At 54.8% G+C, this 8,053-nt stretch carries 7 protein-coding genes; all 7 read right to left on the bottom strand.

From position 1 onward, the window contains the following. Positions 1–2,004: TonB-dependent receptor (locus ACTG33_RS14890; protein ID WP_439136015.1), on the bottom strand; the 2,004-nt coding region annotated here is incomplete at its 3' end. A 118-nt stretch (positions 2,005–2,122) separates the two neighbouring features. Further along, positions 2,123–2,743 (bottom strand): PqiC family protein, encoded by a 621-nt coding sequence (locus tag ACTG33_RS14885; protein ID WP_439136014.1) that lies wholly within the window; start codon positions 2,741–2,743, stop codon positions 2,123–2,125. Next, positions 2,740–4,278, bottom strand: a complete 1,539-nt coding sequence (gene pqiB, locus ACTG33_RS14880) for an intermembrane transport protein PqiB (protein WP_439136012.1) — start codon at positions 4,276–4,278, stop codon at positions 2,740–2,742. Before pqiB ends, ACTG33_RS14885 begins: the two co-directional genes overlap by 4 nt. Beyond that, positions 4,275–4,940 (bottom strand): paraquat-inducible protein A, encoded by a 666-nt coding sequence (locus tag ACTG33_RS14875; protein ID WP_439136011.1) that lies wholly within the window; start codon positions 4,938–4,940, stop codon positions 4,275–4,277. Before ACTG33_RS14875 ends, pqiB begins: the two co-directional genes overlap by 4 nt. Beyond that, positions 4,937–5,632 carry a paraquat-inducible protein A gene (locus ACTG33_RS14870; protein ID WP_439136010.1) on the bottom strand — a complete coding sequence of 232 codons (696 nt, stop codon included), beginning with the start codon at positions 5,630–5,632 and terminating at the stop codon, positions 4,937–4,939. Before ACTG33_RS14870 ends, ACTG33_RS14875 begins: the two co-directional genes overlap by 4 nt. A gap of 124 nt (positions 5,633–5,756) precedes the next feature. Continuing rightward, positions 5,757–6,074, bottom strand: a complete 318-nt coding sequence (locus tag ACTG33_RS14865) for a YqcC family protein (RefSeq protein ID WP_439136009.1) — start codon at positions 6,072–6,074, stop codon at positions 5,757–5,759. A gap of 75 nt (positions 6,075–6,149) precedes the next feature. Beyond that, a partial coding sequence (gene dinG / locus ACTG33_RS14860; protein ID WP_439136008.1) for an ATP-dependent DNA helicase DinG occupies positions 6,150–8,053 on the bottom strand: 1,904 nt, incomplete at its 5' end.

Here is an 8,053-nt window from a genome sequence, read left to right as displayed (position 1 = left end):
GATGTCGTAGTTGGCACGCAGATTCAGCAGGTCGTGGCCTTGATAAGTCGAGGTGTTGGTCTCGTCGGTGTAGTACTCGCCCTGATGATCCCATTCCAGCTCAAAGCGAGTGTTGGGAATAAAGTCAGGGCGATAGGCGAGCGTCACGTTGCCCATGGTTTTAGGCGCTTTACCCATGTCGTAGCCGTCGTAGTTGCGGGTTTCGGTCACGTAGCGACCGAGGCTGGGATTAAAGTAACCGTAAACGTAAGAGTAGTCTTCGTACTGATGTTCGGCCCAGCTCCAGGCGATGTTAAAGCTGACTTCTTCGGTGATGCTGCCGGTCAGTGTCAGTTCGATACCCTGGTGGGAGGTTTCACCGGCATTGGTGCTGATGCGGTCATTGCCTTCGATGTAGCTGACAATGTCGTCCTCAACACTCATGTGGTACAGGGCCAGCTCGTAACCCAGTCGCTCGTTAAACTGTCCGCGAAAGCCCATCTCATAGCTCTCGCTGGTGACGGGTTGAAGGTCGGTGCTGTCCATCGACGAACCCGGACGGAACAGGGTGCCGATGGTCGGGGCGCGAAACGAGTGACGGTAATTGACGTAAGCGTTGTGGTTTTCGCTGTATTGATACACCAAACCGGCTTTGGGGCTGAATTGTTCAAAGCTCAGTGATTGTGACTCGGGACGAATGTGAGAGCTGCTGGTGGCCTTGCCGCTGTCCTTGTAATCGATAGAGAAGTGATCGTAGCGCAGACCGGCGCTCAGAATCAGTTCGTCGGTCAAATGCCAGTCTGTGTGGACGTAGGGCGACAGCGAGGTTTGCTCTGCGTCGAAGTCATAGTTGAGTTGGCCGGTGGTTTGATAGTCGGTGTAAAAATCCCCGTTCCGGGTAACGCTAATGACCTCTTCTGTGTAGGTGGAGGGCGTGTAGTCAGTATCCAGACCGACAATAATTTCGCCCGTGCCGTCAAACAGGCTCTGACGGAATTTTACCAGCATGCCGTAAGACTGAAATTCGTAATCACGCACATTGGGGTCGTAGGTCACCATCCAGCTGGGCATCATTCGCATGCTGTTATCACGATAGTAGGGGGTCAGGGTTAGCAGCTGATCGGCGTTGGGGGTGTAGTTAAACTCTGACGATATTCTCAGTGATTGCACCTGACGGTAACCGATGTCACCGGTGAATTCATTTTTCTCCGGGTTGTTTTTGTAGTCGTCTTCCTCAAGGCCGGATACGCCGCTTTGGTCAACGTCGGTGTAAGAGGCAATGGCCTTCATGTCCCAGTGTTGTGAGAGCTGGCTGTCGAAACGCAGCGTGGAAGAGTATCGGGTGTATTCAGAATCGTCCCGGTAGCCTTCGTTGTCGGTGGCATTGAGGTCAACGCGCACACCGCTGTCTTCTCCCACATCGGTGCCACCACTCAGCAGCGCGCGTTTCCAGCCATAGGCTCCCAGTTCAACATTGATGTCGGCTTCTGGCTGATCGGGTGAAGGCTTGGTGACGGAGTTGATCACGCCGCCGATGGCGTCGCTGCCGTAGAGTGCTGAGCCGGGTCCCTTGGTGACTTCGAGGCGACTGCCCTGAGAAACATTCACTTCGTACAGACCATTGTGATTGAAAAAGCCGGTGGGGCGGGTAGGCAAGCCATCTTCCAGAAACAGATACACGCCGGAGGTGGTAATGGGTTGGCGAATGGCGGTCATATGGCCTTCGCCGCCAAGGTTGTTAATGTGCACCCCGGCGATACGATTGAGCGCTTCTGCCGGGTGTGCTGGGCCGATCAGCTCCAGTTCGCTGGCGTCCAGAGAATCAAGAGATTCGGCTAGGTCTGATTTGGATTTTGCTTCTTTGGTGGAGGTGACCACCATGGTTTCCATGGGGGAGGCTTTGGCGGGATCAGCCTTGGTGGTGTTGTCAGCGTGAACGGTTGCGTGGTGAATGGTCAGTGCCAGCAGACATGCCGGTGTGGCCAGACGTCGTGCTGCTTGCCAGGCGTGTTGAAACCCCGTCATATGTACTCCCCCAATGAGCGTTATTTTATCCGATCATTATCACTGCGATTTAGGGCGCGGGGAATGTGACAAAGTGTCGCAGGGCGGAAGGCTCTTTACGGTAAGGGCGGAAGGCTCTTTATCTCAGGGGCGGAAGGCTCTGGGCAATTTCGCGAGACAGGTGTTCCAGTAACTGCTTTTCTGCGGCGACCAGTGCGTCGTAACCGCTGCTGTTCAGTGAAATAACATCGCTAAACGCAAACGATTGGATGGTTGGGTTGGTGCTGCTGGTTGATTTAAGGGTCCAGGAGGCTTCCAGCGTGACGTCACCATTATGCTGGCCGTGAAGTTGATCGATATTGACTTCGACGGTCGTTGTCGGAGTCGATGCGGTATTGGCCGTGGTGATAATTTCGGCACCATAGAAATGGGAAATGGACCGGCTCAGAAAACGTGGAATGCTGGAAGTGAGTGGTTCAGACCATTTGTTGTAGCGGGCAATGGCGATGCGGTGGTTGTCGGTTTTCATTACCAGGCCATTTTGATGCAGGTAAGGCGCAATGTTTACCGCATTAAGTTGGACGCTGGACAGCTTCTGTGAATAAACCTTGATTGCAGGATCGTGGTGCGACGCGCCCGGAGAGTCTGCGCGCAGCAGATAATACTGCGTGGCGGGCGGCGGGGTGCCTCCGAGGCAAGCGGATAATATCAGGCAGCTGAGGGTCAGTAAGCTGGCTCGGAGTAGTGAGGTGGTAGTCATTCTTGTTTGGCCTCGGGAATGATGTCTGTATGCTCAGAAACCGGCAGTAATTGCGCGGAGTTCCGCAGTGAGTCCGACAGTTCCTGGAAGTTCTTCAGCGTGCTGTCCAGTTCGGTCAGGCTCGAATTGATCTGATCAGGCAGTGTCTGTACCTGTGGTGTGCTGAGGAGTGAGTCTACTTTCAGCAGGGTTTGATCCAGTTGGTGGATGGCGTTGTTGGCGTTGCCCACGGTGGTATCCAGCGGCAAGTTGTTGAACTTATCCAGCAAGGCGGTGAGCGATTGCTGAATTTGATCGATGCCACCGGCCATGGTGGGTATTTGAGCGTATTGATTAAATGTGCCGGTCTCGGCTGCGGGCTCATTGGGATAAAAGTCGAGATTCACCAGCTGGCTCCCGGAAATCAGGTTTCCGGTCTTTAGCGTGGCTCGTAAACCGTTGTCGATACCAGCCAGAATCATCTGCTTGAGCCTGTCAGAGGATTCGTCGCTATCGCCCACCTCAAATCGTGCGGGCTCCAGATAAATCAATACCGGGATGGGAGCACCGGTTTGGTGAGGAGCCTGAGCCATCATCTCCTTCAGCAGTACCTTTTCCACCTGCCCGACAGGTATACCCCGGTAGGTCACTGGTGAACCTGGTGAAAGGCCTCCCACAGGTTGCTTAAACGCAACGACATAGTAAATTTTCTGATGGTAGTGGCGTTCCAGTGTTTCTTCTCTGGAGCCGTACAGTTTGAAGTGGGTGCTGTCTTTAACGGCGCTGCCTGGCGACAGGTGGGATGGAAGACTGAACGACAGGCCGCCGGTGAGCAGGGTGTCCAGTGAGCCCATGTCGACATCAAAACCCCGTGCCGAGGCTCGCATGGAGACGCCGCTGATGTCCCAGAAGCGGACATTCTCTGTCACCAGATGATGGAAGGGCGCTTTAATAAAGACATCGTATTTGACGGTCTGGCTGTCTTCGTCCAGAACCATACTCTCGACCCCGCCGACTTTATAGCCGTTGAACAGAACATCGTCTCCGGTACTGATGGAAGAGGCATTTTTGCTCTCCAGTACGAGACGCACACCCGGTGCGTTTGCATCGGTCAGCGGTGGCGTTTCCAAACCGTTAAAAGAGGTTTGTTCGATCTTGCTGTTACCGGGCAATACCTTGATGTGAGCGCCAGACAGCAGAGTGTTTAGTCCACTGACACCGCTGGTGCCAACGCGTGCCCGTTCAACCCAAAATTGAGTGTCTTCTTTCAGCAAGTCAGCGTATTGCTTTTCGAGGGCGGCGTTCACGATGACTCCGGATACGTCGGATTTCAGTTCTATCGAGTTAACCACCCCGATGTCGACGCTGAGCAATTTGATTTTGGTTTTGCCGGCTACAAGGTCGTCAGCATTTTCAAAGGTGATCTCAAAAGTAGGGCCCTGATGGGTAAAGTTATACATCAGCATCCACAAACCCAGCGCAAGCGCGACCAGCGGAATGATCCAGATCTTGGATATTCCACGCTTGTGGCGAACGGTGGCTGGTGTGTCACTCATTGAGGCTCTCCGTGAGGGGGCGATACCGTGTCAGGTTGTGGGTTATGTTTGAGGTCCCAGATCAAACGGGGGTCAAAGCTTTCTGCGGCTATCATAGTGATAATCACCACGGCGGAAAAGGACAGTCCGGCAATGCCCGGCTCTACCGTCATCAGACCCTGAATTTGTACCAGCGAAACCAGAATGGAAACCACAAAGACATCCACCATAGACCACTTGCCCATAAATTCGGCAATCCGAAACAGTTGTGTTTGTCTCTTGAGGCTGGCGTCATCACTCAGACCCTGACTGTCAAAAGCCGTGACCGCCCAGCACAGATAAAATAACGCGAGCAGTTTTGCCAAAGGCACAATCACACTGGCGAGAAAAATGATGGTGCCGACAGGGTAAGCGCCCATCTCGAACAGTGTCCAAATGCCCCCCAGAATGGTACTGGGTTCAGCCTGACCAAGATGGCTGGTAATCATGATCGGGTACAGGTTGGCGGGAATGTACAGCAGGCTGGCGGTGATCAGGAGTGCCATGGTGTGCTGGATGCTGTTTTTTTTGCGAGGGTGCAGCTCGGCGTGACAGCGTGGGCAGTGTCCCATCTGAATCGGACTGACTTTGTAGCAAGTGTGGCAAGTGACCTGCTCTCTGGACACGGCGGAAACGTGGCTCATGGCTGAGGGCTGCCTGTTAATTGAGTCGAGTTTTTCTGCTCGGACATCAGAGCTTCTTGTTGGGACATCAGGGCTTCAATGGCTTGCCAGCATTGAAGGCGATCGGTACAGGTGAGCATGAGAGTGAAACAAAAGGCAAAGGCCACATAAGCCCAGAAAGCCATCCCGAACACGATGGAGGCCATGGTAGACAGTTTGACGAGACTGACCACCAGGGCAATCAGAAACACATCCACCATGCACCAGCTCTGCATCGCGAAGACCCATCTGCCTGTAGGGACCAGCCAGGGAACGGGGGTTTTTAAGTGCAGAGGAACATACAGTGCCAGCACCAGCAGTAACTGGGCCATGGGCAGAAGCAAAATAAACCCACACACAAGCAGGGCCAGAAACGGCATGCCTTCGTGAAACATTGCAATGGACGTGCTGGGCAGATCGATGGTGTTCTCCGCTCCGGCGGCTTGCAGGGATAAGAAGGGAAGGAGGTTGGCCGCAATCAACAGCAGCAGGGCAGTCAGTGCATAGGCGATGACCTTGTCGAACGCGTGGCGTCGACACTGACTCAGCAGATGACCACATTCAGGGCAGAAGGCTGTTTGGCCGGGAATTAATTCAGGAATCCGTGTCAGCTCGTCACAGGATGGACAGCCAATGAGTTCGGTTTTCCTGTGCTGGTGCTCTGTGGACGGCATTTGGCTCTTCGGTTGTATGGATGGTGTTCGGGTCTGGCGCTCAGGGTTAGAGTTCAATTTTGTCAGCTCGTGATCTTGTCCGAAGTATAGACATTAAGCTGCCATCTGGCGTGTTCTGAAAATTTCAGGCCCTGCTTAAGTGTTCATCAATCCGGTTGAGCAGTGCAATCAGATGATCGCCGTTTTCAGAATGGTGTCTGAAATATTCTTCCGCAATGGGCGCGATACCACACTTTGTGGGTAAAGGATGCTCGCTCTCGATCAGGGTGTGCATTTGTGGCAGAAAGATAAATTGCAGCCATTGGGGCAGGCTGAGGGTGTCCACACAAAACGGTTGAGTGCTGGACAGCGCCTCTTCCGATGGGGGTTCTGTATCCCACAATTCAATGGCTTTCAGCTCGGCTTCTATGTCGAACAGGGCGTCAGTCAGCGCTGTGGTCATGGTTTTCTCTGTGGTTGTCGTTTTGTCGTTAGCCGTTCTGGAGCTAGTCGTTCTGCGGTTAGGCAGCCGGTTGGTTTACGACAAGTCCCGACTGAACGGCGGCAGGGAGTTGAGAATCGCTGTACCGTAGCGCCGAGTCACGACCCGGCGGTCCAGCAGTGTCACCGTGCCGGTATCGCTTTCGGTACGCAACAGGCGGCCACAGGCCTGTACCAGTTTAATGGCAGCGTCGGGTACACTGATTTCCATAAACGGGTTGCCGCCGCGGGTTTCAATCCATTCTGCCAGTGAGGCTTCAACCGGATCGTCGGGAACGGAAAACGGGATCTTGGCAATCACCACATGACTGCAGTAGTCGCCGGGCAGATCCACACCTTCGGCAAAGCTGGCGAGACCGAAGATCACGCTGCCTTCGCCGTCGTCGATGCGCTGTTTGTGCTCATCAATCAATGCCTGTTTGGAGCGGTCACCCTGCACCAGAATGATGTCTTGCCAGTCGCCGGGCAGGGCATCGTAAACGTCCAGCATTTGTCGGCGGGAGGAAAACAGCACCAGGCTGCCCTGGTTGATGTCCAGAATTTCAGGCAGCGAGTCAACAATGGACAGAGTGTGTGCGCTGGCATTACTGGCGTCTGAGGCCTGAGAAGGCACTCGCAGTACGCCGGCTTTGGTGAAATCGAACGGGCTGGGCACTACGTGGTACTGGCTGTCCTGTGGTGTGCCGGCACGCATCTGAAAGCGTCCAAAATGACCCAGAGCCGTGAGGGTGGCCGAGGTGACTACGGCGCCGCAGCACTGTTTCCACAAGCCGTATTCCAGCGTGCGCGCGGCGAGGATCGGGCTGGAGCAGACTTCAAAGTCCAGATTGCCACTCTGCTCCACCAGTGTGAACCAGCGGGCTTTAGGCACAGACCCTTCCGGATCGGGAGAGGCGTAACTGGCCCAGAGGTCTTTGTTGGCTTCCGCCCGCGACTGCCAGATGCCGACGGTGGGGAAGGCATTTTCCAAATCCACCTTGGGCACCGGACAGTGGGCGTCTTCCATGGATTCGTTGATCTCGTTGGCCATTTTGCTCAACAGCTCAGCGAGACGGTCAAAGGAGCGCTTAATATCGACACAGGCCATCTGCATTTCAGGGTGAATCAGTCCCCCTTCAAACCGGTGGCGCGGGGTGTGATCGGTGGGATCAATGGTGTCCGCCAGTGACTGGAACATAGGGATTACCTTGTCCAGTTCTTGCTTGGCGTCCAGCATGGCGGCAGGCAGTTGTTCGCCGAAGCGATCCACATTGCCGGCGCCGCTGACCTGGGCTAACAGGTTGGCGACAGGCTTCTGGCTCTGTTCCAGCCACTTGCTGGTACTGATCAGTCGGCTGTGCTGGGCAAAGTGATTGAGGGCTTTATCGGGCAGATGGTGGCCTTCGTCGAAAATGTAGATCGCGTCTTCCGGTGCGGGCAGAATGGCGCCGCCGCCGAGAGCCAGATCCGCCAGTACCAGATCGTGATTGGTGACAATACAATCCACACTGCCGAGGTTATCGCGGGCTTTCATAAAGCTGCAGGCCGAGACATTGGCGCAGCGTCGACCGGTGCACTGCCGGTGATCGGTGGTGACTCTCTGCCAGTCCTCGTCCTGGATACCGTCTTTCCACTCGTCGCGGTCACCGGTCCACTTGTTGGCGGCCATGGCATCCATCATCGACTGATAGATCTGCACACTCTGCTCGCCCATTTGTGGCAACTCATCTTCGTACAGTGCCTGAGTGGGGTTGCTGGCCATGTCAACGTTGTTCAGCAGCGCATCCAGCTTGGACAGGCACAGATAGCGTCCGCGTCCCTTGGCCAGCGAGACTTTGAAGTGCAGGCCGCTGTGTCGCAGCACTTCGGGGATGTCCTTGTTGACGATCTGTTCCTGCAGCGCCACGGTGGCCGTGGATACAATCACTTTCTTGCCCAGTGCCTTGGCGATAGGAAGAGTGG

This window comes from Pseudomaricurvus sp., from assembly GCF_965662505.1.
GTDB lineage: Bacteria > Pseudomonadota > Gammaproteobacteria > Pseudomonadales > Cellvibrionaceae > Pseudomaricurvus.
This window is presented reverse-complemented; position numbering and strand designations above follow the sequence as displayed.